This window comes from Sedimenticola selenatireducens (assembly GCF_007625115.1).
GTDB lineage: Bacteria > Pseudomonadota > Gammaproteobacteria > Chromatiales > Chromatiaceae > Sedimenticola > Sedimenticola selenatireducens_A.
The window spans coordinates 60,289-85,588 of record NZ_VMNH01000022.1 but is presented as its reverse complement, the minus strand read 5'-3'; the positions used below and the strand labels follow the sequence as shown (position 1 = coordinate 85,588).

Genomic DNA, 25,300 nt, shown 5'->3' with positions numbered 1-25,300 from the left:
AATTCCTTCAATAGGGCCGGTTAGGGTATTTTTGTTACAGCAATGTGCTTCAGTAGATTGGTAATTGAAGCATCCATCACTTCGACCAGCGGCGCCGGCCAGAGACCAAGAATAAGAACGGCAAGGGCAAGAGACCCAAGTATCAGGAACTCTCTCCCGTTAATGTCCTGTAAAGCAGCCACCTTGTCATTGGCAACTGCGCCAAAGATGACACGCTTCACCATCCACAGCGTATACGCTGCGCCAATAATCAGCGTAGTCGCAGCCAGGAATGCGAACCAGAAATCTGCTCTAAAGCTGGCCAAGATCACCATGAACTCACCAACAAACCCTGAAGTGCCTGGTAAGCCCGCATTAGACATTGCGAAGAAAACCATAAATCCAGCAAAGATCGGCATGGTATGGACCACACCGCCATAGTCTGCAATGTTGCGGCTATGGATGCGGTCATAAAGCACACCCACACAGAGGAACATGGCGGCTGAAATAAAGCCATGAGACACCATCTGCACCATACCGCCTTCCATGCCGAGGGCCGCGCCACCTGTGGTGTTGCTATTCTGAGCAATAATAAAGACTATAAAGAAGCCCAGGGTGACAAAACCCATATGTGCAATTGATGAGTATGCGATCAGCTTTTTCATATCCTGCTGAACAAGGGCTACAAATCCGATATAAACCACTGCAATCAGCGACATGGTAATAATCAGCCAGTCGAGATGATTACTGGCATCGGGTGTAATCGGCAGACTGAAGCGCAAGAAACCATAGCCGCCGATCTTCAGCATGATCGCTGCCAGAATCACAGAACCACCGGTAGGTGCTTCAACGTGTGCATCTGGCAACCAAGTATGCACTGGCCACATCGGCACCTTCACGGCAAAGGCCATCAAGAAAGCTATGAAAATTAGAATTTGAACATCCAGACCCATCTTCAAATCATGGAACGCCAAAATATCAAAGCTATCGGCCTGGAAATACATGTAGATCAGTGCAACCAACATGAACACCGAGCCAAAGAAGGTGTACAGGAAGAACTTAATCGTCGCATAGACACGATTTGGACCGCCCCATACGCCGATAATCAGGAACATCGGAATCAGCATCGCTTCCCAGAACACATAGAACAACATTGCGTCCAATGCTGAGAACACGCCAACCATGACACCTTCCATGATCAGGAAAGCCGCCATGTAATGTGAAGGTTTGTACTGAATAACTTCCCAACCTGCGATAATTACAAAAATCGAAATAAACGTGGTCAGGATAATCAACGGCATGGAGATGCCATCAACTCCCAGATAATACTCAATTTTGAACAGCTCAATCCAAGGGGCGCGCTCAACGAATTGCATACCTGCGGTTGTTGAGTCGAATCCCGAATAGAGTGGCAAACTCACGAGAAAAGTGAGGACCGCAATAATCAGTGCCGTCCAGCGCGTGGCATTGGCTGCCTTGTCGCCACTTGCGAGCACCAGGATTCCGCCAATAATTGGCAACCAGATGGTCAAACTGAGGATGGGCCAGTCTGCTAACATGCGATGCGTCCTACCTAACTTAAGCGATCACGAACCAGGTCAGCAGTACAAGCAGACCCAGAATCATGGCAATTGCGTAATGGAAAAGATAACCAGTCTGGATATTACGAACCCAGCCAGCGAAGCGATCGACGGAACGCGCAGATCCGTTAATAATCAGACCATCTATAAGGCCTTTATCACCAACGTTCCACAACAGTTTTCCGATACCCCGACTGCCCCCGGCAAACAACGCCTGGTAGGTCTCATCAAAACCGTATTTTTTATCCAAAATCTGATAGATGCCAACGCTCTCAAAGCGTTTCTTCCAGCTCTCTGCCAACTCTGGCTTCTTGATATAGAAGACAAATGCAACCGCCACACCGGATGCAGCAAGCAGTGTCGGTAAACCGAATATACCGTGAGTAAAGAAAGCCCAGGTGCCATGAAAACCAATGGCTGAAAGCGTGTCATGCTCAGGAAGCACAAAGATTGCGTCCTTGAACCATTCACCAAACACCATATCGCCTACGGTAAACATACCGATAAACAGCGAAGGAATCGCCAGCAGAATCAGTGGGATCGTTACAACCTTGGGTGATTCATGCAGATGGGCCTTGGCATGCTCATCCCGCGGGCCTTTACCATGGAAAACCAGGAAGTACATACGGAAGCTGTAAAGCGCTGTGATAAATACACCTGAAACCACAGCGAAGTACGCATAACCAGAACCCGCAATAGATGAATGATGTACAGCTTCAATGATGGCATCTTTTGAGAAGAAACCCGATGACCCAGGTAACCCAATCAGAGCAAGTGAACCAACCAACGAAGTGATCCAGGTGATACGCATGTATTTACGTATACCACCCATATTACGAATATCTTGATCATGGTGCATACCGATAATGACAGAACCCGCTGCCAGGAACAGTAGCGCCTTGAAGAAGGCATGGGTCATCAGGTGGAATACACCGGCCGCATAAGCTGAGACGCCCAGCGCAACCATCATATACCCCAGTTGCGAAAGAGTTGAGTAAGCAACTACCCGCTTGATGTCATTCTGAACCACACCGATCAGACCTGTGAACAGTGCGGTAGTAGCCCCAATCACTAATACAAAAGTCAATGCTGTTTCGGATAATTCATAGAGCGGCGACATCCGAGCCACCATGAAGATACCCGCTGTTACCATGGTCGCAGCATGGATCAGTGCAGAGATAGGGGTCGGGCCTTCCATTGAGTCAGGCAACCAAACATGCAACGGTACCTGCGCCGACTTACCCATGGCACCAATGAATAGGCAGATACAAATCACCGTCATTAACGACCACTCAGTACCACCGATCAAACTGATTTGAGTATCCGCCAGACCCGGCGCCAATTTAAACACCTCAGCGTAATCCAGGCTGTTGGTGTACATGGCAACGGCGGCTATACCCAGGATGAAACCAAAATCACCCACGCGGTTAACCAAGAACGCCTTCAGGTTTGCAAATATGGCTGTCTCACGAACAGACCAAAACCCAATCAACAGATAGGAGACAAGGCCCACTGCTTCCCAGCCAAAGAACAGCTGCAGAAAGTTATTGGACATAACCAGCATCAGCATAGAGAAGGTAAACAGGGATATATAGCTAAAGAACCGCTGATAGCTGTTGGTACCCGCCAGGCTCCCCTTGGGCCAGTTTTCTTCGTCATGCGCCATATAACCAATGGTATAAATATGCACACAGAATGAGACAAAGGTCACCACCACCATCATCATGGCAGTCAGTTGGTCAACCAGAAAACCAACCTCCATTCGGATACCATCACTGACCATCCAAATATAAAGGCTGTCGTTATAGATTCCAGTACTACCGTTAATAAACTGTAGCAATACATAGATCGACAAGAGTGCAGAAAGACCCACACCACCACTGGTCACCCAATGTGCACCTGCTCGTCCAATCTTAGACCCTAAAAAGCCGGCGATGATTGCGCCAATCAAGGGCGCCAGCACGATAAGGAGATATATCTTTTCCATGCTTAACCCTTGAGCGTATCGAGATCTTCAACATTAATGGTGCGACGGTTACGGAACAGCACCACAAGAATCGCCAGACCAATTGCGGCCTCAGCAGCTGCAACCGTCAAGATAAAGAACACAAAAACCTGCCCTACTGTATCCCCATAAAAGTGGGAGAATGCAACGAAATTCATGTTCACCGCCAACAGCATTAGCTCAACGCACATCAACAATATGATCACGTTTTTGCGGTTTAGAAAAATACCCGTCACACTGAGAGAAAACAGTATCGCGCCGAGTATCAGATAGTCAGAAAGTGCAATCATATCGGCTCCAATCAATCCTCAGCATCCATTTTGATCACGCGCAGTCGATCAGCCTTCTTAACACGAACCTGGACAGAGGGATCCTGAAACTTGGTCTCTGGCCGCTTACGCATAGTCAATCCAATAGCAGCAATAATACCGACCAACAAGATGACTGCGGCTATTTCAAATGGGTACATATAGACGGTGTAAAGTACGCTACCGAGCTCTTCAGTATTATTGTAACCAGCACCTTGAGCAGCAGGAGCGGGGACTTTTTCAAGTCCAAAGTTAGCTGGACCCACCACCATAAACATCTCAATAGCCATCACCAGCGCTACCAAAACACCGACTGGCATATGCTTTATAAAACCTGCCTTCAAGGTAGCCAGGTCAATATCCAGCATCATCACCACAAACAGGAACAGAACCATTACTGCGCCGACATAGACAAGGATCAGCACGATCGCCAAAAACTCCGCCTCTGCCAACAACCAAATACCGGCACTGGAGAAAAAGGCCAGTACAAGAAACAGCGCTGAGTGCACCGGGTTCCGACGCGTTATCACCATGGTGGCAGCAAACACCAGAATGGCAGCGAATACATAGAAGACAAACTTTTCGAATGTCATGGGTTAGTCCAGTTTAAAATTTTAGTCATCATTTTTATCGGTACTTACCATCAGCATGAATACAGGCAGCGAGCTCAGCTTCGTGTTTATCACCAACCTCGAGCAATTTGCTCTTCGTCATAACGGCATCCACACGGTTTTCAAAGTGATACTCATATATTGGAGTCTCAACAATCGCGTCAACGGGACAAGCCTCCTGACAGTAACCACAAAATATGCACTTGAAGAGATCAATGTCATACCTTGATGTGCGACGTGAGCCATCCGGCAGCGGGGGTGAAACTTCAATAGTGATTGCTGCTGCAGGACAGGTTGCCTCGCATAATTTGCAGGCAATGCAACGCTCTTCACCATTTTCGTAACGCCGCAGGGCATGCAGCCCCCTGAATCGAGGTGAGATTGGCGCCTTCTCTTCAGGATACTGAACCGTGAATTTCTTTTTGAACATGTATCCGCCGGTCACCCTCAAACCTTTGAGGAGTTCCAGCATGGCCAGACTTTTGATGTAATCGCTTAGCATTTTCATCTTTTATCTAACCTCAGCTAAACCAGGCGAACTGATAAACCACCATCAGGCCCACCACCAGAATCCAAACAATCGTGATAGGTATAAATACTTTCCACCCCAAGCGCATGATCTGGTCATAGCGATAGCGAGGGAACGTGGCACGGAACCAGAGGAAGAAGAAACCGGCAAAGGCCGTTTTCAAAAATAGCCAATGGATACCATCACCCAGTAAAAACACACCATCAACCCAACTTGCAGGGAGCGGCGACAACCAGCCACCCATGAACAAGAGTGCTGTCAGGGCAGATATCAAGATCATGTTGGCGTATTCACCGAGGAAGAATACGGCAAACGGCATGCCTGAATATTCGACATGGAAACCAGCCACGATCTCTGATTCACCTTCTGCTACGTCAAACGGTGCACGATTGGTCTCAGCAACACCAGAGATGAAGTAGATTATAAATAGCGGAAATAGAGGCAACCAGAACCAGCCAAAGATACCTGCATCACTCTGCTGAGCCCTGACGATTTCACCCAAGTTCAAACTACCCGCCGCAACCAGCACGCCCACCAGTGCGAAACCCATGGCTATTTCATAGGCCACAATTTGCGCAGCAGAACGCATCGCTCCGAGGAAGGCGTATTTCGAGTTAGATGCCCAACCGGCGATGATCACACCGTATACGCCGATAGAAGTCAGCGCCAAAATATAGAGCAGACCAGCATTCAAATCCGCCAGTACCAGCCCATCTGAGAAGGGGAATACTGCCCACGCCGCCAATGCTGGACCGAGCGTCAATAGCGGTGCGATGAGGAACAAGACTTTATTGGCCTTGGTCGGGATCACGATCTCTTTGAACATTAGCTTTACAGCATCAGCAATCGGCTGCAGCCAACCCTTTGGTCCGACTCGATTCGGACCAATACGCACCTGCATGTAACCAATAAGCTTCCGCTCAGCGTAAGTAAAGTACGCTACACAAAGCATCAGTGGTGCAACAATGACCACGATTTTGATCAGGATCTGAAGAACGATCAGATTGGTACCGAGCCATTCCCAGAGAGCTATCAATGAGTCCATCGTTTAAACCTTCTCCAGGGTCACTTCGCCAAACTGTGCGCCAAGCTGCTCAACACCCGCCAGCGCGGCAGGAATTCTTGCACATCCATTCGGCACATTTGGATCAATAAAGAGAGGCAGTTGTATCCGGACCTGATCCTGGACAACAACTGTATTATCACCTTCAGTAACACCCAGTTTGCCCGCCTCTTCGGCATTGAGATAAACGCCGGCTGGAATAGCATCATGGGTTTTCTGTAATGACCGGGCATGCCGAACCAATGGATCCAAGGCATAGATAGGTACATCGCCTATTCGCTGCAGGCCATTTTTCGCCGTACGAACTTCAGTAGAAGCAACTTGATTTGATACCGCATTATTCGGTACCAGGGCAGAAGTGGCTTGGGTGATTTCTGCAAGCACTTCCGTGGTATCCACATAATCGAAACCAGGAACTTCTAAAAGATTGCCAAGCACGCGCAGTATCTTCCACGCGGGACGCGTATTACCGCTTGGTGTGATTACGCCTGCAAACGATTGCAGCGTACCTTCTGCATTGACAAAACTACCTGACGTTTCAACAAACAACGCCATTGGCAACAGCACATCAGCCGCCGCTTCAAGGTTGGCGCTTCGGAAAGCTGTCAGCGCAACGACAAAGTCGGCCTGCTCAAATGCATTAGCCGCCTTGGCAGGATTCCACAGATCAAGACCCGGCTCGATTCCCATCAAGAGGTAACCCTTGCATGCCGTCTCCAACATAGCCTGAGCATCATTACCTGTTGATGCAACTGCGCCGACCAAATGAGCACCAATACTGTTAGATGCCTCTGGAAGATAGCCGAGCTTCAAATCACAGGCCGTGGCAATAGCCGTGGCCAGGGAACGGATAATAGAGTAATCGGCATGGGCAGTTGCCAGATTGCCTAGCAAAAGCGCACCATTTGCGGCGCCTTTCAGCTTTTCAGCGAGGAGTTTATGCACTTCCGTTACTTCTGCCTGATCAATCAGGTCGCCATTGGCACCTGCTGCTTTGGCTACGCAGGCCAATTCCGTGATCATGCCAGCAGGCGTGGTAACCAGCTGTTGCGCAGCATAGTTCAGGTCCAACTCAAGCGGATTAATAAAACTGATTTGTGCACCTTCCAGTGCAGCCTTGCGCAGACGATGCGCTAACATCGGCTGTTCTTTACGAATACTACTGCCCACCAGCAAAGCCGCATCGACTTTTTCCAGTGATTCGATTGATTGACCTAACCAAGGATAGCTGGGTGCTTCTCCACGAAAATCACCCTGTCGCAAACGACTGTCGATACGCTCACTACCCAAACTCTTAATCAGCTTCTGCGCCAGATACAGCTCTTCCACTGTTGCATTTGGTGAAAGCAGTGCGCCTATATCAGCCCCAGCGTTTTTCAGGCCGGTCACAACCATTGCCAACGCTTCGTCCCAGCTAGCATTGCGCCATTCGCCGTTGCTTTTGATCATCGGTGTAGTCAACCGATCATCACTGTAGACACCCTCATAACTGAAGCGATCACGATCTGATATCCAGCACTCGTTAATCGACTCGTTATCCTTCGGATGCACACGGATCAATTCATTGCGACGTACGTGCACATGGATATTCGAACCCACAGAATCATGGGGAGCGATCGTATCTCGCTGCAACATCTCCCAAGCACGTGCCTTGAACTGGGAAGGCTTTGATGTCAATGATCCTACTGGACAAACATCAATGATATTTCCGGAAAGCTCTGAATCAACACTCTTCTCAATATAGGTACCGATGGTCATGTGTTCACCACGACCTGTCGCACCCAACTCACGTATACCGGCAATCTCTGCCCCAAAACGAACACAGCGAGTGCAGTGGATACAGCGCGTCAAATCAGTCGTGATCAGTGGACCAATGTCTTTATCCTTGACGATTCGCTTACCTTCCACAAAACGCGAGATATCACTGCCGTATCCCATAGAGATATCTTGCAGTTCACACTCCCCACCCTGATCGCAAATTGGGCAATCCAGCGGGTGATTGATCAACAAAAACTCCATGGTGCCTTTTTGTGCGGCCAATGCGATAGGTGAGCGGGTAAAGACCTTCATCCCATCATTCACTGGCGTTGCACAGGCAGGCAGAGGCTTAGGTGCACGCTCTACCTCAACCAGACACATTCTGCAGTTAGCTGATACAGACAATTTCTTGTGGTAGCAGAAACGGGGAATATCGATTCCAGCCGCATCCGTTACCTCGATCAGCATCTGACCTGGCGCAGCCTGTATCGCTTTACCGTCTATCTCGATTGTTATCGTCTGGTCTTCAGACATTGATTTAGTTCTCTAACCAGTAGCTATTAATAACGTTCAATGCAGGGATAGCCTTAGCCAACCATGCATTTCTTATGTTCAATGTGATATTCAAACTCATGCCTGAAGTGCTTAAGCATACCTTGCACAGGTAGAGCAGCCGCATCACCCAGCGCACAGATAGTGCGTCCAGCAATCTTTTGCGTAACATCATCAAGCAGGGCCAAATCTTCTGGGCGACCTTCTCCCCTTTCGATTCTACTTACTACACGATACAGCCAACCCGTACCTTCACGGCAGGGCGTACACTGACCACAGGACTCTTCGTAATAGAAGTAGGACATCCGCTCTAATACTTTAACCATGCAATTGGTATCGTCCAGTACGATCACTGCGCCTGAACCCAACATGGATCCAGCCTTGGCAATCGCATCATAGTCCATGGTCAAATCCATCATTTGATCACCCGGAATGATAGGTGCAGAGGAGCCACCAGGAATGACCGCTTTGATCTTACGACCATCTTTCATACCACCCGCCATTTCCAGTAACTCAGAAAAGGGCGTACCAAGGGGGATCTCAAAAACACCAGGATTATTCAGATTTCCAGAGATGGAAAACAGTTTGGAGCCACCACTGTTCTCAACACCTAGCTGCTTAAACCACTCTCCACCTTTCTCCATGATGACGGGGATAGAAGCGAGTGATTCGGTATTATTAATAATCGTAGGTCGACCATAGAGACCGAAATGTGCAGGAAATGGCGGCTTATATCTTGGCTGCCCCTTCTTACCTTCGATGGATTCGAGGAGTGCAGTCTCTTCGCCGCACACATAGGCGCCACCACCCAAATGGGAGTGAAGCTGAAAATCAAAACCTGATCCCAGTATATTGCTACCCAGGTAACCAGCAGCTCGCGCCTCTTCCAGTGCCGCCTCGAAGCGCTCGTAGGGCTCCCAGAATTCACCACGGATATAGTTGTACCCAACGGTTGCACCAATTGCATAACCGGCAATGATCATACCCTCGACCAACTGATGCGGGTTATAGCGCAGGATATCGCGATCTTTGAAGGTACCGGGTTCGCCTTCGTCCGAGTTACAGACAACATACTTCTGACCCGGCGCATTACGTGAAATAAAGCTCCACTTGAGACCCGTCGGAAAACCCGCACCACCGCGACCACGCAGGCCGGATGACTTGACCTCTTCAATGACTTGCTCGGGAGGGATCTTCTCTTGCAAAATCTTTTTTAATGCAGAATAACCACCGCGGCTCTGATAGGTTTCCATCAGCCAGGGGCGTTCAAGGTCATTATTTCTGAGACAGACTTCGTTTGCCATATCGATTACTCCAATCCATCCAGAATGGAATCGACCAGCTCAGGCGTCAGATTCTCGTAATATTTCGTGCCGATCTGGAACATCGGGGCACCACCACAGGCGCCAAGACACTCAACCTCTTTTAGGGAGTATTTGCCATCTTCGGTGACTTCACCCAATTTAATACCGAGCTTCTTCTCCATATGGTCAACAATTTTATCGGAACCGTTAATCATGCAAGAGACATTGGTACAGACACATACTTTATGTTTGCCAACCTTCTTGTGCTCATACATTGAGTAGAAAGTGGCTACCTCATAAACAGCGATCGGTGGCATATCCAGATAGGCCGCCACCTGATCCATCAACTCCTGTGTCAGATAACCGGCATTGTCATCTTGTACAATACGCAAGGCCGCCATCACAGCAGACTGCTGCCAACCTTCCGGGTATTTCGCAACCCAAGTATCGATCTCCGCCCTTACCTTTTCAGAAAACAGACTCTCTTTATTCTCTGTCGGCTTCACGGTTGTCATTGGTAGATTTTTGAAACCCATCAGCGATCAATCTCCCCGAATACAACATCCATGGTGCCAATAACGGCAACCACGTCGGCCAGCATGTGCCCTTTAACCATCTCATCCATCGCGGCAAGATGCGCAAATCCCGGAGCCCGAATCTTTAAACGAAACGGCTTGTTAGCACCATCCGATACGACATAGCAGCCAAACTCACCCTTGGGTGCCTCAACAGCGGCATAGGCCTCACCCGCAGGTGGACAGTAGCCTTCAGTGAACAATTTGAAGTGGTGAATAAGGCTTTCCATATCACCTTTCATATCGCCCCGAGCTGGTGGCGAAACCTTATGATCTTCGACTATCACGGGGCCTTGATTCTCACGCAGCCACTTCACACACTGTTTAATAATGCGATTTGACTGACGCATCTCTTCAACGCGCACGAGATAGCGGTCATAGCAATCGCCATTAACGCCAACAGGTATATCAAAATCGACTCTATCGTATGCAGCGTAAGGCTGTTTCTTGCGCAGATCCCAAGCCAGACCGGAACCGCGTATCATCGGTCCAGTGAAAGCAAGCTGCTTGGCGCGCTCCGGCGTAACCACGCCAATACCCACTGTACGCTGCTTCCAGATACGGTTATCGGTCAGCAGTGTTTCATACTCATCGACATTTCCGGGGAACCGATCCGTAAAATCTTCAATGAAATCCAGCAGCGATCCTTGGCGGTTCTCATTCTTGCGGGCGATATCCGCATCACTACGGAACTGGTTATTAGCATAACGGGGCATCACTTCCGGTAGATCACGATAGACACCACCAACCCGGTAATAGGCCGCGTGCATACGTGCACCTGACACGGCCTCATAGCAATCCATGAGATCTTCGCGCTCACGGAAGGCATACAAGAATACCGTCATCGCGCCCACGTCCAACGCATGCGTTCCCAACCACATCAAGTGATTGAGAATACGGGTAATCTCGTCGAACATTGTACGGATGTATTTCGCACGTAATGGGACATCAACACCGAGCAACTTCTCGATCGCCATGACATACCCATGCTCACTACACATCATGGATACATAATCGAGGCGATCCATATAAGGAATGCTTTGATTAAAAGGCTTACTCTCAGCCAGCTTCTCGGTTCCCCGATGAAGCAGGCCAATGTGCGGGTCGGCGCGCTCGATCACCTCACCATCCATCTCCAACACAAGACGCAATACGCCGTGTGCAGCAGGATGCTGCGGTCCAAAATTGAGGGTGTAATTACGAATCTCAGGCATCGGTGGAGTCCTGCTCTTCAAGTCTTTCAGACTGGAAACGGTTATCCTCACGGATCACCTTGGGCACAAGCACACGCGGATCAAGCGTGACCGGCTCATAAACCACTCGACCCAATTCGGCGTCATAACGCATCTGAACATTGCCTTCGAGTGGAAAATCTTTTCGGAATGGATGGCCAACAAAACCATAGTCTGTCAGGATACGACGAAGATCAGGATGACCGCTGAACATGATGCCGTAGAGATCGAAGGCCTCGCGCTCGAACCAGTCCGCACCGCGCCAGATACCCACTACTGAATCAACAATCGGTTGCGTCGCATCAACAAAGGTACGTACCCGTAAGCGCTGATTGTTCGCCATAGAAAGCAGATGATAAACCACCGCAAAGCGATCATTTTCACCACGTGCCGAGACATCAATATTATAGCGATCGACGCCACGACAGAACCCGCTCTCGGAAGCCTGCTTGGTCATCCACTCGGATTCACCGTATCCGGCATAATCAATGCCGCACACATCGATCACTTCTTCAAACAGAAACGGCTCTTCATCCCGCAATTCGGTAGCGATTGAGATCAGGTGCTCCCGTGGGATCACCATTGTGACTTCACCCAAGGCCTGACTAACAACGCAGCCCTTGCTCTCATAGCGCTCAATGAGATTCGCCTGAAGCTTATCGTGTCGCTGTTGTGATTTCGTCTTGACTGTTTCGTTCATGAACCTGGCTCACCTAGTCCTGACGCGCAATAGTGCTGGTACGTTTAATTTTTTCCTGCAACTGGATAACACCATACAGCAGCGCTTCAGCAGTGGGAGGACAACCTGGCACGTATATATCTACAGGAACAACCCGATCGCAGCCACGCACTACAGAATATGAGTAGTGATAATAACCACCACCATTAGCACAGGAGCCCATAGAGATCACCCAGCGCGGCTCTGCCATCTGGTCATAGACCTTACGCAATGCCGGGGCCATCTTATTAACCAAGGTACCGGCCACGATCATCACGTCAGACTGACGTGGACTGGGTCGAAAAATAATTCCGAAACGATCCATATCATAGCGCGCAGCGGCGGCATGCATCATTTCAACGGCGCAACATGCCAAACCAAAAGTCATTGGCCAGAGAGAGCCAGTGCGTGCCCAGTTGATCAGCTTATCGGCGTTTGTGGTGATGACACCCTTTTCAAGTATGCCTTCTACTCCCATTCCAGGGCCCCTTTCTTCCACTCGTAGATAAACCCGACAACCAATACACCAAGAAAGACGGTCATGGCGACTAGCCCAACCATACCAATCTTATCGAGGACAATGGCCCAGGGGAAAAGAAATGCGATCTCAAGATCAAAAATGATAAATAGAATGGCGACGAGGTAATATCTCACGTCAAACTTCATTCGAGCATCTTCAAATGCCTCGAATCCACATTCATAGGGGGATAGCTTTTCGCTATCAGGGCGCCGTGTGCCTAGGACAAAACCCAATGACACCATGACAACCCCAACAATGAGGCCGACACCAATAAAAACCAGAACGGGTAGATAATTCTCTAACATGTGCCCTCGCCCTTCTCACCGGGTGCTCATTTTTAATGGTCCCAGCCGTGTGTTTAACGGGGCGAAATGGTAGAGGAGTGAGACTGATCTGTCAAGCTTATAGCGACAATAAAAAACTTTATAATCAGTTACTTATGCTTGTTTTTATTAACAAAAAACGGCATCACCCTTACGGGTGACACCGTTTTGTCATATATGGTGCCGATGGCCGGATTTGAACCGGCACGGCTTGCGCCACTACCCCCTCAAGATAGCGTGTCTACCAATTTCACCACATCGGCATTCTGGGATCATATCCCTAATTACAACATATTATTCCGCTGCTTTTGGTTTCTCTTCACCACTATTGAGCATCGGAATTGCAGAGGTAGATTCTGCTGCCACACCTGGAACTGACGGCACCTCAGAGACCGGCGCTGGAGCAGCGGCGGGTATCTCGATTGCAGGTTTGGTATCTTCAATAATCAAGGCAGGCTTTTCAACGGACTGCATGGCATACCATGCCATGGCAAGACTGGTGATAAAGAACAGCGTAGCCAGCAAAGCCGTTGCTCGACTCAAAAAATTAGCTGAGCCGGCCGCACCGAACACTGTACCAGACGAACCCGATCCAAAAGCTGCGCCCGCATCAGCACCCTTGCCATGCTGCATTAGCACGAGACCAATGACACCAATTGCAAGGAAAAGATGAACTACGACCAGAACTGTTTGCATTCGGGCTTCCGTTAGACCTGAAAAATTAAAGCGCGGATTATACATGATGCGTATGCGAGAAAGAAGCCGCATCCACATCAAATTTGGTTTTTTTTCGGATTTTTTCTGGCAAATTTACCAGACGATCATCCTAAACTATGGCAAGAATCAGTTTTCCTGACCCTTATCAGTTTGCAGCGGTACAAATCCCAAGAAAATCACCCGCATCCAGTGCCGCGCCACCAATCAACCCACCATCTATATCAGGCTTAGCGATCAACTCCTGGGCATTTCCGGGCTTCATACTACCGCCATAGAGGATACGCAGACCTTCTGCTACACCTGCATCCAACGCCGCCACCCGACCGCGAATGAAGGCATGCACTTCCTGGGCCTGCTCAGGTGATGCGGTCATACCGGTACCAATAGCCCATACAGGCTCGTAGGCAATCACTCCGTCAGCCAAAGCCGCCACACCTTCAAGATTAATAAGCGCATCCATCTGTCGTGCAACCACGCTCTCTGTAATACCCTTCTCGCGCTCTTCCAAGGTCTCACCAACACAGAGTATGGGAATCAGACCCGCAGCACGGGCGGCGGCATACTTTCTTGCCACCGTATCATCACTCTCTGCATGGTAAGCGCGCCGCTCAGAATGCCCCACAATGGCGTATTTACAGCCAAACTCCTTCAGCATGGACGTGGAAATCTCTCCCGTGTAGGCTCCCGATGCTTCAGCCGAGACATCCTGACCACCCCAGGCAATATCACTTCCTTGAAGCTGCTGTTGCACTGCAGGAAGGTAAATTGCAGGCGCGCAAACAGCCACTTCTGCCTGCTTCACATCGCTCATACCGGCCTTTACACCGTCAAGCAGCGACTTAATACTCTCAAGAGAGCCATTCATTTTCCAATTACCAGCAACAAGTGGTCGACGCATTGATATCTCCTGACAGCTCGCCTTAGACAGATAACCATCCACAGGGAAATAACCCCATGAAGGCAGAACTAAAAAGTCTATCCACCGGGACCACTGAAATCAAATTAGGAAATGGTATAGATGGGATCAATTATGCCTATGATTTACTCAAACAGAGGCTACTTGCCGGCTGCCAGCCTGACCCGCCACGATGGATTCCAGTACATTAGCGATGCGATTCGCCAATGCTGTAATTTGTTGACTGTCCTGACCTTCTACAGTCACACGAACAAGGGGCTCAGTGCCTGATGGCCGCAGCAAGACACGTCCGGTATCAGCCAACTCTGTGACTACTGACTCTACAGCTTGCTGGACGACTTCAGCCTCCATCAGATCCGCGGCATTTGCAGTGCCCAACTTAACATTGAGGGTTATCTGGGGATATTTCTGGTAGCCATCCCTCAACTCATGCAGTGTGCGCCCACTTTTAACCACTTCGGCAAGCACTTGCAAGGCGGAGATCACACCATCTCCCGTAGTAGTCCGATCAAGGCAGATAATATGGCCAGAAGGCTCCCCGCCCAGTGACCACCGCTCAATTTGCAGGCGTTCCAAAATATAGCGATCGCCGACATCAGCCCTCACCAGATCAATGCCGTGCTGATTCAGCGCATGCTCCAGGCCAAAATTGGTCATCTTGGTGCCGACCACTCCACCATCAAGTACGCCGCGACGCAGTCTGGAGCAGGCGATAATATAGAGGATATCGTCTCCATCCAGTACTTCCCCCTTTGCATCCACCATGATGAGACGATCACCATCACCATCCAGGGCAATACCCAAATCGGCCGAGTGCTCAAGCACCGCCTTTTGAAGTGTATCAATATGGGTAGAACCCACATTGGCATTAATATTAAGGCCGTTAGGTTCGACACCAATGGCAATAACATCCGCCCCCAACTCTCTGAGAACATGCGGTGCGATGTGGTAAGTGGCCCCATGCGCGCAATCCACTACCATTCTCAACCCCTTGAAACTCATGGTCCAGGGGATAGTACTCTTACAAAATTCAATATATCTCCCCGCTGCATCACTGACCCGATAGGCCTTACCCAGATGCTCAGACTCAACGGTCGTCATCGGCTTGTCGAGCTCCCGCTCTATCGCCAACTCAACCTCATCCGGGAGCTTTTTACCCTCGCAAGAGAAGAACTTGATGCCATTGTCACAATGGGGATTGTGGGATGCGCTAATCACGATGCCTGCCTGGGCATGGAGGGTGCGCGTCAGATAGGCAATACCGGGGGTTGGCATAGGCCCAAGGAGGTGAATATCCACCCCGGCCGCTACCAGACCAGCCTCTAGTGCCGATTCAAGTAGATAGCCAGATATCCGGGTATCCTTCCCGATCAATACCTTACTGCCCTTCCCATTGCCCAATACACGACCGGCCGCCCAACCCAGCCGCATGACAAATTCTGGCGTAATTTTCCCTTCGCCGACACGGCCACGAATACCGTCTGTTCCAAAATATTTCCGCTTCAAGGTTTGCCCCTCAGGTCCCTGCAAATTGCTGAGTCTAATAAATTAATGGTCGAAAACGCGGACCGGTGTCACACAAAATAAGGTATGCACCCGTCAGGTGGCACTCATAACTGCATGAGTCATGCGTAATACATCGGCCGTTGGCTTAATATCATGAGTGCGAATAATAGCGGCGCCTCGCTCAACAGCCATGACAGCACAAGCCAACCCACCAAACAGCCGCTGATCGACGGCAGCATCGTCCAGCACAGCACCTATCATCGATTTTCTTGAAATGCCCACCAGGAGTGGCAATTCGAGCGCCTCGAATTGCCTCAGTTCCCGCAATAGCCTGAGATTATGAGCCAGTGTTTTACCAAATCCAAATCCTGGATCGAGCAGTAAATTTTCTCGAGGCATGCCTGCTTCAACACAAGCCGCGATGCGATCAACCAGAAAAGCCCTCACATCCTTTACGACATCCTGATACTGAGGGGCATGCTGCATGGTACGGGGCTGCCCCTGCATATGCATCAGACAGACGGGGACACCCAGCGTTTTGGCCACCTCCAGGGCTCCCTCGCCCTGTAGCGCCATCACATCATTGATCAGGCCAGCACCTGCCGTAACCGCTTCGCGCATGACCCCAGCTTTATTGGTATCGACAGAGATGGGAATAGGCAACTCTGCTGCAATAGCCTGTATTACAGGAATAACTCTATCCAACTCCTGCTGCTCACCGACCGATTGTGCACCAGGCCGGGTAGACTCCCCGCCAACATCCAGTATATCCGCCCCCTCAGCAACCATCGCAAGGGCACGTTGTAATGCTTTTTCAGGATTAACGAAATTACCCCCGTCCGAAAAGGAGTCGGGGGTAATGTTAAGAATACCCATCACAAGCGGGCGAGTCAGATCTATGGATTGTCTACCACATACGAGACGCGTCATGGTTTAACACTGCTGCCAGCTGTTAGTGCTGTCCAGCAGGCCCACCAATACCGTCAGCTGCGTCACCCTTGGGTTTACCCTCCGATGCATCAGCCTTTAACCCATCGCCACCAGATTTAGGTTCAGAGTCGGAATCATCAATCCAGTCTTTAGGAGGCTGCGGGGGCTTACCTTCCATGATATCGTCAATCTGATCAGAATCGATTGTTTCATACTTCATCAGGGCATCGGCCATGATGTGCAGTTTATCCATGTTCTCCTGAATGATACGCTTTGCCCTATCGTAATTACGATTAATGAACCTGTGCACCTCTTCATCGATGGTATGCGCTGTCTCATCCGAGACATTTTTGTGTTGTGTTACAGAGCGCCCAAGGAATACCTCTTCCTCTTCTTCACCGTACATGAGCGGTCCCAGCAGGTCAGAAAGGCCCCATTTGGTCACCATACTGCGGGCAATAGCGGTCGCACGCTGAATATCATTCGAGGCGCCGGTAGTAACCATATCCTTACCAAAGACCAACTCTTCCGCTACACGTCCGCCAAAGAGACTGGATATCTGGCTCTCCAAATGTTCTTTACTCTGGCTGTACCGGTCTTCTAAAGGCAGGAACATCGTCACACCCAGGGCACGACCTCGGGGAATAATACTGACCTTGTAAACAGGATCATGGGAAGGCACCAGACGACCCACGATGGCATGACCCGCCTCATGGAAAGCCGTCAGCTTCTTTTCATCCTCATTCATCACCATGGACTTGCGCTCGGCACCCATCATGATCTTATCCTTGGCCCGCTCCATCTCGGCCATCTCAACAATGCGCTTGTTTGATCTGGCAGCAAACAGGGCCGCTTCATTGACCAGATTGGCCAGATCAGCACCAGAGAAACCGGGGGTGCCGCGGGCGATCAGCCCCGGCTTAACATCATCAGAAGCAGCTACTTTACGCAGATGAACTTTTAGGATTTGTTCACGTCCGCGTACATCGGGCAACGGCACAACGACCTGACGATCAAATCGACCTGGACGAAGCAATGCTGGATCTAGTACGTCTGGACGGTTGGTTGCTGCAATGACAATCACACCTTCATTACCCTCGAAACCATCCATTTCAACCAGAAGCTGATTAAGCGTCTGCTCCCGTTCATCATGTCCGCCGCCCAAGCCAGCACCACGATGACGCCCTACTGCGTCAATTTCGTCAATAAAGATAATGCAAGGGGCATGTTTCTTCGCTTGCTCGAACATGTCCCGTACACGAGAGGCACCAACACCGACAAACATCTCGACAAAGTCTGAGCCAGAAATGGTGAAGAATGGCACCTTGGCCTCACCCGCAATGGCCTTAGCCAATAGTGTTTTACCCGTACCGGGTGACCCCATCATCAGGACGCCCTTGGGAATCTTGCCACCCAATTTCTGGAACTTTGACGGATCACGCAGGAACTCTACCATCTCAGAGACCTCCTCCTTGGCCTCCTCGACGCCGGCCACATCCGCAAACGTCACCTTGACCTGATCTTCTCCCAGCATGCGTGCCTTACTTTTACCAAATGACATGGCACCGCGGCCGCCACCGCCACCCTGCATTTGACGCATGAAGAAAATCCACAGCCCAATCAGAATGAACAGCGGAAACCAGTTGATCAGGATGGTCATTAAAATGGATGGTTTATCCGGAGGTGTTGCAACAATCTGCACATTATTGTTCAGCAGATCACCTACCAAGCCATCATCCCCAGGACTGTAGGTGGAGAAAGTGGCGCCAGAACTGAGCACACCCTTGATCTCTCGCCCATCAATATTCACTTTTTGAACGGCACCACTCTTAACCTGAGCAATGAAATCGGAATAAGAGAGCGCATTCGACTGCGTCGTCTGGGAAGAAAAGTTATTGAACACTGACATCAGAACAATCGCGATGATTACCCAGAGAATCAGATTCTTTGCCATATCATTCAAGGTCAATACCCTCTACAAAACTACTAAAGCCGAGAAAAAGTCGAATATTCACTCAGCGCTTCCCGGTTCCACTCCAGTATTGACCTTGGGAACCAGCTAAAATTCAATTGCTTATCAATAAGACTGACCGCCAACAGTACTATACATTATAGCTCCTCGCCACAAGATAGACCTCCCGGCTTTGAGCGCGTGATGCCGACGGCTTACGGGTCACCACTTTTGCAAATGAACTGCGCATCTCCTTCACGTACTGATCAAACCCCTCTCCCTGGAAGACCTTAACCACGAAACTGCCGCCAGGACGTAACACTTCCCTTGCATAATCAAGCGCCAACTCACAGAGATGCATGGCCCGCGGCTGATCAACAGCGCTCATACCACTCACATTGGGGGCCATATCAGAAATTACAAGATCTACCGGCCGTCCGGCGAGCAGTGCATGAAACTGCGCCAGCACGCCATCTTCACGAAAATCACCCTGAATGAAGTTGACGCCACCGATAGGATCCATTGCCAGTATATCCAGCGCAAACACCATACCCTTCTCGCCAACCAGCTTTTCAGCGACCTGCGACCATCCACCAGGTGCCGCACCAAGATCAACCACTACCTGACCGGGCGCTAACAAATGATCCTTTTCCTGTAGCTCCAGCAGCTTATAGGACGCCCGCGAACGATAGCCCTCTACTTGTGCGCGCTTTACATACTCATCGTTAAAGTGACGGTCGAGCCACTGATGACTGCTTTTACTTTTTTTCATAGCTGTAAAAATTTAAAGATGACGAATCATGTTGTGTTCGGGTAACTCTGTACCATATGAACGCTTCAAGTCTAGCTAAAACACTGTCGGTTAAGCGACAACTGCGATAGAATGCGCGGCCTTTCCAGACCTACCGGAGTCAACCATGCCTCTGACAAAAAAGCAGATTCGCCAGCTCAAAAGCCTGGTTCACCACCTTAATCCGGTCGTTATTGTTGGCCAAAACGGTCTGACCGATGCGGTTATCAACGAACTGGACACTACCCTAAACACCCACGAGTTGATCAAGGTGCGCCTCAACGCTGGAGATCGCGAAGAGCGCCAAGCGATGATCGACCAGATCTGCAGCCGATGCAACACAGAGCTGGTGCAGACCATTGGCCATGTCGCTGCCTTTTTCAGGCGTAATGCAGACAAGCCCGTTATCTCCCTGACTCGCGACTAAAGCCACACTGCAAAAACAAATGGGGGCTCTCGCCCCCATCTATTTGTGTTTTTGCATCAATTACTATTCGTAGCGAACTGCCAATATTTCCATATGTCTCAATCCGTTAGGTGTTTGCACAGCGGCCTCATCACCCACCGACTTACCAATCAGTGCCCGCGCCATAGGTGAGCTGACAGAGATCAGTCCTTGCTTGATATCGGCCTCATCATCACCCACGATCTGAAAAGTATGCTCAGCATCTTCTTCCTCTTCGTAGACATCTACGGTCGCGCCAAATATCACACGCCCGTCGGCATTGATGGTCTTCACATCAATGATCTGAGCATGTGAGAGCTTAGATTCAATATCTTTGATCCTGCCTTCAATGAAACCCTGCTGCTCACGCGCCGCGTGATACTCGGCATTCTCTTTCAGGTCTCCATGCGCACGGGCCTCTGCAATATCCTGGATCACTTTCGGGCGCGCCACCTGCTTTAACTGGGTCAATTCAGCCCGAAGCCTCTCTGCCCCTCTGACTGTCAGGGGTACTTTACTCATAGACAAAACCTCACTCTTTTCACGCTCTTACTTTCCGTATTCATGCATAACACCGGATCAGTGCAGATCCTGCAAACGATTTACATTAGTGCTATCCGCCTGTTTCAACGCGAGACAGAAAGCCTCCCCACCTGACATGGTTGTCGTATAAGTGACCTTGTGTTGTAACGCCGCACGACGGATAGCCGCGGAATCAGCAATGGCCTTTTTGCCTTCAGTTGTGTTGATGATCATCCTGAATTCATCATTCTTGATCATATCCACGATATGCGGACGTCCTTCAGCCACTTTATTGACACGCTCACATTCAATCCCATTCTCTACGATTACTTTCCAGGTACCCCCCGTCGCATAGAGCTGGAAGCCTATTTCGCTAAGGTCTCTGGCCACAGAAACAACACGCTTTTTATCTTGCTCCCTCACAGAGAGCAGTGCACGACCGGAGCGTGGTAACAGATCACCACCGCCCTCCATTGCCTTGGCAAACGCCTCACCAAAGGTGGCACCCACACCCATTACCTCGCCCGTTGATTTCATCTCTGGACCAAGCAGGGTATCAACACCGGGAAATTTCACGAACGGGAAAATCGCCTCTTTAACAAAATAGGTCTTAGGGATCACCTCTTCGGTGAACTCCTGCTGTTTCAGCGTCACGCCAGCCATGCAGCGAGCAGCAACCTTGGCTAACTGTACACCGGTCGCCTTTGAGACGAACGGCACTGTTCGGGAAGCACGGGGATTGACCTCGAGCAGATAGATCTCGTTATCTTTGATGGCAAACTGGGTATTCATCAACCCCACCACTTTCAGTTCCAACGCCAGACTGCGAATCTGCTCACGCATACGATCCTGAATGGCGGCCGACAAGGTATAGGGCGGGAGTGAACAGGCCGAGTCACCGGAATGGACGCCAGCCTCCTCGATATGCTCCATGATGCCGCCAATGACCACGTCAGTACCGTCACAGATGGCGTCGATATCCACCTCAATCGCATCATTGAGGAAACGATCCAGCAACACCGGCGAATCATTTGAAACACTTACCGCCTCACGCATATAGCGACGCAGGTCGTCCTCATCATGCACAATCTCCATCGCACGACCACCTAATACATAGGACGGGCGAACAACCAACGGATACCCCACCTCTTCCGCCAGCAAAACCGCTTGCTCAGCTTCTGTAGCCGTTCGGTTTGGTGGCTGCTTCAGACCCAGTTTTTCAACCAGCTTCTGGAAGCGTTCGCGATCCTCAGCCAGGTCAATGGAATCCGGAGAGGTGCCAATAATAGGCGCACCTGCAGCTTCAAGGGCACGTGCCAGCTTCAGTGGGGTCTGACCACCGTACTGAACAATCACGCCCATTGGTTTTTCAACCTCGATCACCTCGAGCACATCTTCCAAGGTCAAAGGTTCAAAGTAGAGGCGGTCAGAGGTGTCATAATCTGTGGATACCGTTTCTGGATTACAATTGACCATAATGGTCTCATAGCCATCTTCACGCATAGCAAAGGCGGCATGGACACAGCAGTAATCGAACTCGATACCCTGGCCAATGCGGTTTGGACCACCGCCTAACACCATAATCTTCTTGTTATCCGTCGGGGCTGCCTCACACTCCTCCTCGTAGGTGGAGTACATATAGGCCGTACTGGTGGAAAACTCAGCCGCGCAGGTATCAACACGTTTAAACACCGGTCTTACACCGGCTTTCCAGCGAGTTTCACGGATCACATCCTGCTTGACACTGACCAAATCGGCCAACCGCTCATCAGAGAACCCTTTACGTTTCAGATAACGCATGCGGTCAGCACTCAGCGCCGCTAGACCTCCCTGCCGAATATCGCCTTCAATTGTTACCAACTCCTCAATCTGTACCAGGAACCAGCGATCAATCTTGGTTAATTCAAACACCTCGTCCAGAGACATGCCCGACCGGAATGCATCTGCCACATACCAGATCCGCTCAGCCCCCGGCTCACGCAATTCATGACGCATAATGGTCTTGAGATCTTCGGACTCGAGATCAACGATCTCATCCAGACCACTCTTGCCCGTTTCCAAGCCGCGCAACGCCTTCTGCAAAGACTCCTGGAAGGTGCGCCCTATCGCCATCACCTCACCCACCGATTTCATCTGGGTAGTCAGGCGGTCAGGCGCCGTAGGGAACTTTTCGAATGCAAACCGGGGAATCTTGGTGACCACATAATCGATCGTCGGTTCAAAAGACGCCGGTGTGGCACCCCCTGTGATCTCATTGCGCAACTCATCCAGCGTAAAGCCCACGGCCAGCTTGGCAGCGATCTTGGCAATTGGAAAACCGGTCGCCTTGGATGCCAGGGCCGATGAACGAGAGACCCGTGGATTCATCTCGATGATAATCATGCGGCCATCATCCGGGTTGATGGCAAACTGCACGTTGGAGCCGCCAGTATCCACACCAATCTCACGCAACACCGCCAATGAGGCGTTACGCATGATCTGATACTCTTTGTCAGTCAGGGTCTGGGCCGGGGCCACGGTGATTGAATCACCGGTGTGCACGCCCATCGGATCCAGATTCTCAATGGAGCAGATAATGATGCAGTTGTCCTTGTGGTCGCGTACCACCTCCATCTCATACTCTTTCCAGCCTAGCGCTGACTCCTCAATGAGTAGTTCACGGGTTGGTGAAAGATCAAGCCCACGCTCACAGATCTCAACGAACTCTTCCCGGTTGTAGGCGATACCGCCACCTGAGCCACCCATTGTGAATGAAGGTCGAATGATGGTGGGGAATCCGATCTGGGCCTGCACCTGCAACGCCTCTTCCATACTGTGTGCGACGGCCGCCTTGGGCATATCCAGACCAATCTTCAGCATCGCCTGACGGAACAGATCCCGGTCTTCTGCCTTATCGATCGCTTCACGTGAAGCGCCGACCATCTCAACACCGTATTTTTCCAGTACACCTTCGCGCACCAGATCCAGGGCACAGTTAAGTGCCGTCTGTCCGCCCATGGTAGGCAGCAACACATCGGGGCGCTCTTTTTCGATAATCCGCGCCACAGTACGCCAGGTGATAGGCTCGATATAGACAGCGTCTGCACTGTCCGGGTCGGTCATGATAGTCGCCGGATTCGAGTTGACCAGGATAACGCGGTATCCCTCTTCTCGTAGCGCCTTACAGGCCTGGGCTCCGGAGTAATCGAACTCGCAGGCCTGACCGATCACAATGGGTCCAGCACCGATTATCAGTACACTTTCAATGTCTGTTCTTTTTGGCATGGGTTGCTTCTAAATCCGCAGTAAATGGCTTGTCTTCAATTGTCGTTGAACCCGCATCATCCCGCGGCTTGCATTAACTCGATAAAATGATCAAAAACCGGGGCCACATCATGTGGGCCAGGACTCGCTTCCGGATGTCCCTGAAATCCAAAGGCCGGTTTATCCGTTCGATGGATCCCCTGCAGGGAATCATCGAATAGCGAGCGATAGGTGGGCGCCAGGTTTTCCGGCAAACTCTGCTCATCCACGGCAAAGCCATGATTCTGGCTCGATATCATCACCAGCTTGTCTTCCAGGCTTTGCACTGGATGGTTGGCCCCATGGTGACCGAATTTCATCTTGACCGTCTTGGCGCCGCTCGCCAGTGCCAGTAACTGATGCCCGAGACAGATACCAAATACCGGCACATCGGCCTCTACAATGGACTTGATGGCGTCAATGGCATAATCACAAGGCTCTGGATCTCCAGGTCCATTAGAGAGAAAAACGCCATCGGGCTTCATCTCCAGCACGGTGCTGGCGGGCGTCTGCGCGGGTACAACAGTGACACGACAGCCACGATCCACCAGCATACGCAGTATATTGCGCTTGATGCCAAAATCGTAGGCCACCACATGGGTCGGCAGACTCTCTTCGATATCCTGAGGAGATTCGGGCAGGCCACCTTCCAGCGTCCAAGTGCCCTTTGTCCAGGAGTAGCTGTTTTCCGTGGTCACTACTTTGGCCAGATCCATCCCTTTAAGACCCGGGAAAGACTTGGCAGCCGTAAGTGCAGTGGCCTCGTCCATATGGTCCCCAGCAATAATGCACCCAGACTGCGCGCCCTTTTCGCGCAATATCCGCGTCAGCTTGCGGGTATCAATACCAGCGATGGCTACCACATTGTTGTCACGCAGATATTGGTCAAGGGGTCGCTGGCTGCGCCAACTGCTGGATAACAAAGGTAAATCACGAATGATCAGGCCCGCTGCATAAATCGAGTCGGACTCCTCATCCTCATCATTGGTGCCTGTATTGCCGATGTGTGGGTAAGTCAGGGTAACGATCTGCTGACAATAAGATGGATCTGTCAGAATCTCCTGATATCCAGTGATAGCGGTATTGAAAACCACCTCGCCGATGGTTTGTCCATCAGCGCCGATGGAATCACCACGGAAGACGGTACCATCCTCCAAGACCAATAGTGCGGGCTTACTCAAGAA

Annotated in this window: 23 protein-coding genes and 1 tRNA gene; 1 reads left to right on the top strand and 23 read right to left on the bottom strand. The window is 50.5% G+C overall.

The genetic code is table 11. From position 1 onward, the window contains the following. Nucleotides 1-20: 20 nt before the first annotated feature. The 20 genes from FHP88_RS14605 to rlmE all read right to left on the bottom strand — a co-directional run bounded on the left by FHP88_RS14605 (nt 21) and on the right by rlmE (nt 19,849). The gene (locus FHP88_RS14605) at nt 21-1,538 is read right to left on the bottom strand and encodes an NADH-quinone oxidoreductase subunit M (protein ID WP_144359828.1); all 1,518 of its coding nucleotides are present in this window, start codon (nt 1,536-1,538) and stop codon (nt 21-23) included. Nucleotides 1,539-1,557: 19 nt separating this feature from the next. Then, complete coding sequence (nuoL, locus tag FHP88_RS14600; RefSeq protein ID WP_144359827.1) at nt 1,558-3,546, bottom strand: NADH-quinone oxidoreductase subunit L; 1,989 nt, start codon at nt 3,544-3,546, stop codon at nt 1,558-1,560. Nucleotides 3,547-3,548: 2 nt separating this feature from the next. After that, nucleotides 3,549-3,854, bottom strand: coding sequence for an NADH-quinone oxidoreductase subunit NuoK (nuoK, locus tag FHP88_RS14595; RefSeq protein ID WP_144359826.1), 306 nt, complete (start codon nt 3,852-3,854; stop codon nt 3,549-3,551). Nucleotides 3,855-3,865: 11 nt separating this feature from the next. Further along, complete coding sequence (locus tag FHP88_RS14590; RefSeq protein WP_144359825.1) at nt 3,866-4,465, bottom strand: NADH-quinone oxidoreductase subunit J; 600 nt, start codon at nt 4,463-4,465, stop codon at nt 3,866-3,868. Between the two features lie 34 nt (nt 4,466-4,499). After that, nucleotides 4,500-4,991, bottom strand: coding sequence for an NADH-quinone oxidoreductase subunit NuoI (nuoI, locus tag FHP88_RS14585; RefSeq protein WP_144359824.1), 492 nt, complete (start codon nt 4,989-4,991; stop codon nt 4,500-4,502). Between the two features lie 13 nt (nt 4,992-5,004). Continuing rightward, nucleotides 5,005-6,048, bottom strand: coding sequence for an NADH-quinone oxidoreductase subunit NuoH (nuoH, locus tag FHP88_RS14580; protein ID WP_420493006.1), 1,044 nt, complete (start codon nt 6,046-6,048; stop codon nt 5,005-5,007). Between the two features lie 12 nt (nt 6,049-6,060). Continuing rightward, the gene (gene nuoG / locus FHP88_RS14575; RefSeq protein WP_144359822.1) at nt 6,061-8,367 is read right to left on the bottom strand and encodes an NADH-quinone oxidoreductase subunit NuoG; all 2,307 of its coding nucleotides are present in this window, start codon (nt 8,365-8,367) and stop codon (nt 6,061-6,063) included. 53 nt (nt 8,368-8,420) lie between these two features. Continuing rightward, nucleotides 8,421-9,689, bottom strand: a complete 1,269-nt coding sequence (nuoF, locus tag FHP88_RS14570; protein WP_144359821.1) for an NADH-quinone oxidoreductase subunit NuoF — start codon at nt 9,687-9,689, stop codon at nt 8,421-8,423. Between the two features lie 5 nt (nt 9,690-9,694). Continuing rightward, entirely contained in the window at nt 9,695-10,225 is a 531-nt protein-coding gene (nuoE, locus tag FHP88_RS14565) for an NADH-quinone oxidoreductase subunit NuoE (RefSeq protein WP_260843324.1), read from the bottom strand. Beyond that, nucleotides 10,225-11,478: an NADH-quinone oxidoreductase subunit D gene (locus FHP88_RS14560; RefSeq protein ID WP_144359820.1), complete on the bottom strand. Its 1,254-nt coding sequence runs from the start codon at nt 11,476-11,478 to the stop codon at nt 10,225-10,227. The genes nuoE and FHP88_RS14560 overlap by 1 nt, the downstream gene beginning before the upstream one ends. Beyond that, on the bottom strand, nt 11,471-12,196 hold the full coding sequence (locus FHP88_RS14555) for an NADH-quinone oxidoreductase subunit C (protein ID WP_144359819.1): 726 nt from the start codon (nt 12,194-12,196) through the stop codon (nt 11,471-11,473). The genes FHP88_RS14560 and FHP88_RS14555 overlap by 8 nt, the downstream gene beginning before the upstream one ends. A 13-nt stretch (nt 12,197-12,209) precedes the next feature. Then, the gene (locus FHP88_RS14550; protein WP_144359818.1) at nt 12,210-12,692 is read right to left on the bottom strand and encodes a NuoB/complex I 20 kDa subunit family protein; all 483 of its coding nucleotides are present in this window, start codon (nt 12,690-12,692) and stop codon (nt 12,210-12,212) included. Then, a complete protein-coding gene (locus FHP88_RS14545; protein WP_144359817.1) occupies nt 12,683-13,039 on the bottom strand; it encodes an NADH-quinone oxidoreductase subunit A in 357 nt (118 codons plus the stop codon). The genes FHP88_RS14550 and FHP88_RS14545 overlap by 10 nt, the downstream gene beginning before the upstream one ends. Before the next feature lie 196 nt (nt 13,040-13,235). Further along, nucleotides 13,236-13,320 (bottom strand) — tRNA-Leu (locus tag FHP88_RS14540). 31 nt (nt 13,321-13,351) lie between these two features. Beyond that, nucleotides 13,352-13,753: a preprotein translocase subunit SecG gene (gene secG / locus FHP88_RS14535; RefSeq protein WP_144359816.1), complete on the bottom strand. Its 402-nt coding sequence runs from the start codon at nt 13,751-13,753 to the stop codon at nt 13,352-13,354. A gap of 166 nt (nt 13,754-13,919) precedes the next feature. After that, nucleotides 13,920-14,672 (bottom strand): triose-phosphate isomerase, encoded by a 753-nt coding sequence (gene tpiA, locus FHP88_RS14530; RefSeq protein WP_144359815.1) that lies wholly within the window; start codon nt 14,670-14,672, stop codon nt 13,920-13,922. 147 nt (nt 14,673-14,819) lie between these two features. Continuing rightward, a complete protein-coding gene (gene glmM / locus FHP88_RS14525) occupies nt 14,820-16,196 on the bottom strand; it encodes a phosphoglucosamine mutase (protein WP_144359814.1) in 1,377 nt (458 codons plus the stop codon). Between the two features lie 93 nt (nt 16,197-16,289). Further along, on the bottom strand, nt 16,290-17,126 hold the full coding sequence (gene folP / locus FHP88_RS14520; RefSeq protein ID WP_186297741.1) for a dihydropteroate synthase: 837 nt from the start codon (nt 17,124-17,126) through the stop codon (nt 16,290-16,292). Nucleotides 17,127-17,148: 22 nt separating this feature from the next. Beyond that, nucleotides 17,149-19,080 (bottom strand): ATP-dependent zinc metalloprotease FtsH, encoded by a 1,932-nt coding sequence (ftsH, locus tag FHP88_RS14515; RefSeq protein WP_186297740.1) that lies wholly within the window; start codon nt 19,078-19,080, stop codon nt 17,149-17,151. 148 nt (nt 19,081-19,228) lie between these two features. Next, nucleotides 19,229-19,849: a 23S rRNA (uridine(2552)-2'-O)-methyltransferase RlmE gene (gene rlmE, locus FHP88_RS14510; protein WP_144359812.1), complete on the bottom strand. Its 621-nt coding sequence runs from the start codon at nt 19,847-19,849 to the stop codon at nt 19,229-19,231. A 145-nt stretch (nt 19,850-19,994) separates the two neighbouring features. On the opposite strand from rlmE, the gene yhbY reads away from it, so the two are divergent. Next, a complete protein-coding gene (gene yhbY / locus FHP88_RS14505) occupies nt 19,995-20,294 on the top strand; it encodes a ribosome assembly RNA-binding protein YhbY (protein ID WP_144359811.1) in 300 nt (99 codons plus the stop codon). A 63-nt stretch (nt 20,295-20,357) separates the two neighbouring features. Here yhbY and greA read toward each other — a convergent pair whose 3' ends face one another. Genes greA through carA form a run of 3 tightly spaced genes read right to left on the bottom strand, consistent with a single transcriptional unit; the run spans nt 20,358 to nt 25,297 of the window. Then, on the bottom strand, nt 20,358-20,834 hold the full coding sequence (gene greA / locus FHP88_RS14500; RefSeq protein ID WP_144359810.1) for a transcription elongation factor GreA: 477 nt from the start codon (nt 20,832-20,834) through the stop codon (nt 20,358-20,360). Between the two features lie 57 nt (nt 20,835-20,891). Next, the gene (gene carB / locus FHP88_RS14495) at nt 20,892-24,098 is read right to left on the bottom strand and encodes a carbamoyl-phosphate synthase large subunit (protein WP_144359809.1); all 3,207 of its coding nucleotides are present in this window, start codon (nt 24,096-24,098) and stop codon (nt 20,892-20,894) included. Nucleotides 24,099-24,154: 56 nt separating this feature from the next. Further along, a complete protein-coding gene (gene carA / locus FHP88_RS14490) occupies nt 24,155-25,297 on the bottom strand; it encodes a glutamine-hydrolyzing carbamoyl-phosphate synthase small subunit (protein ID WP_144359808.1) in 1,143 nt (380 codons plus the stop codon). Nucleotides 25,298-25,300: the final 3 nt, after the last annotated feature.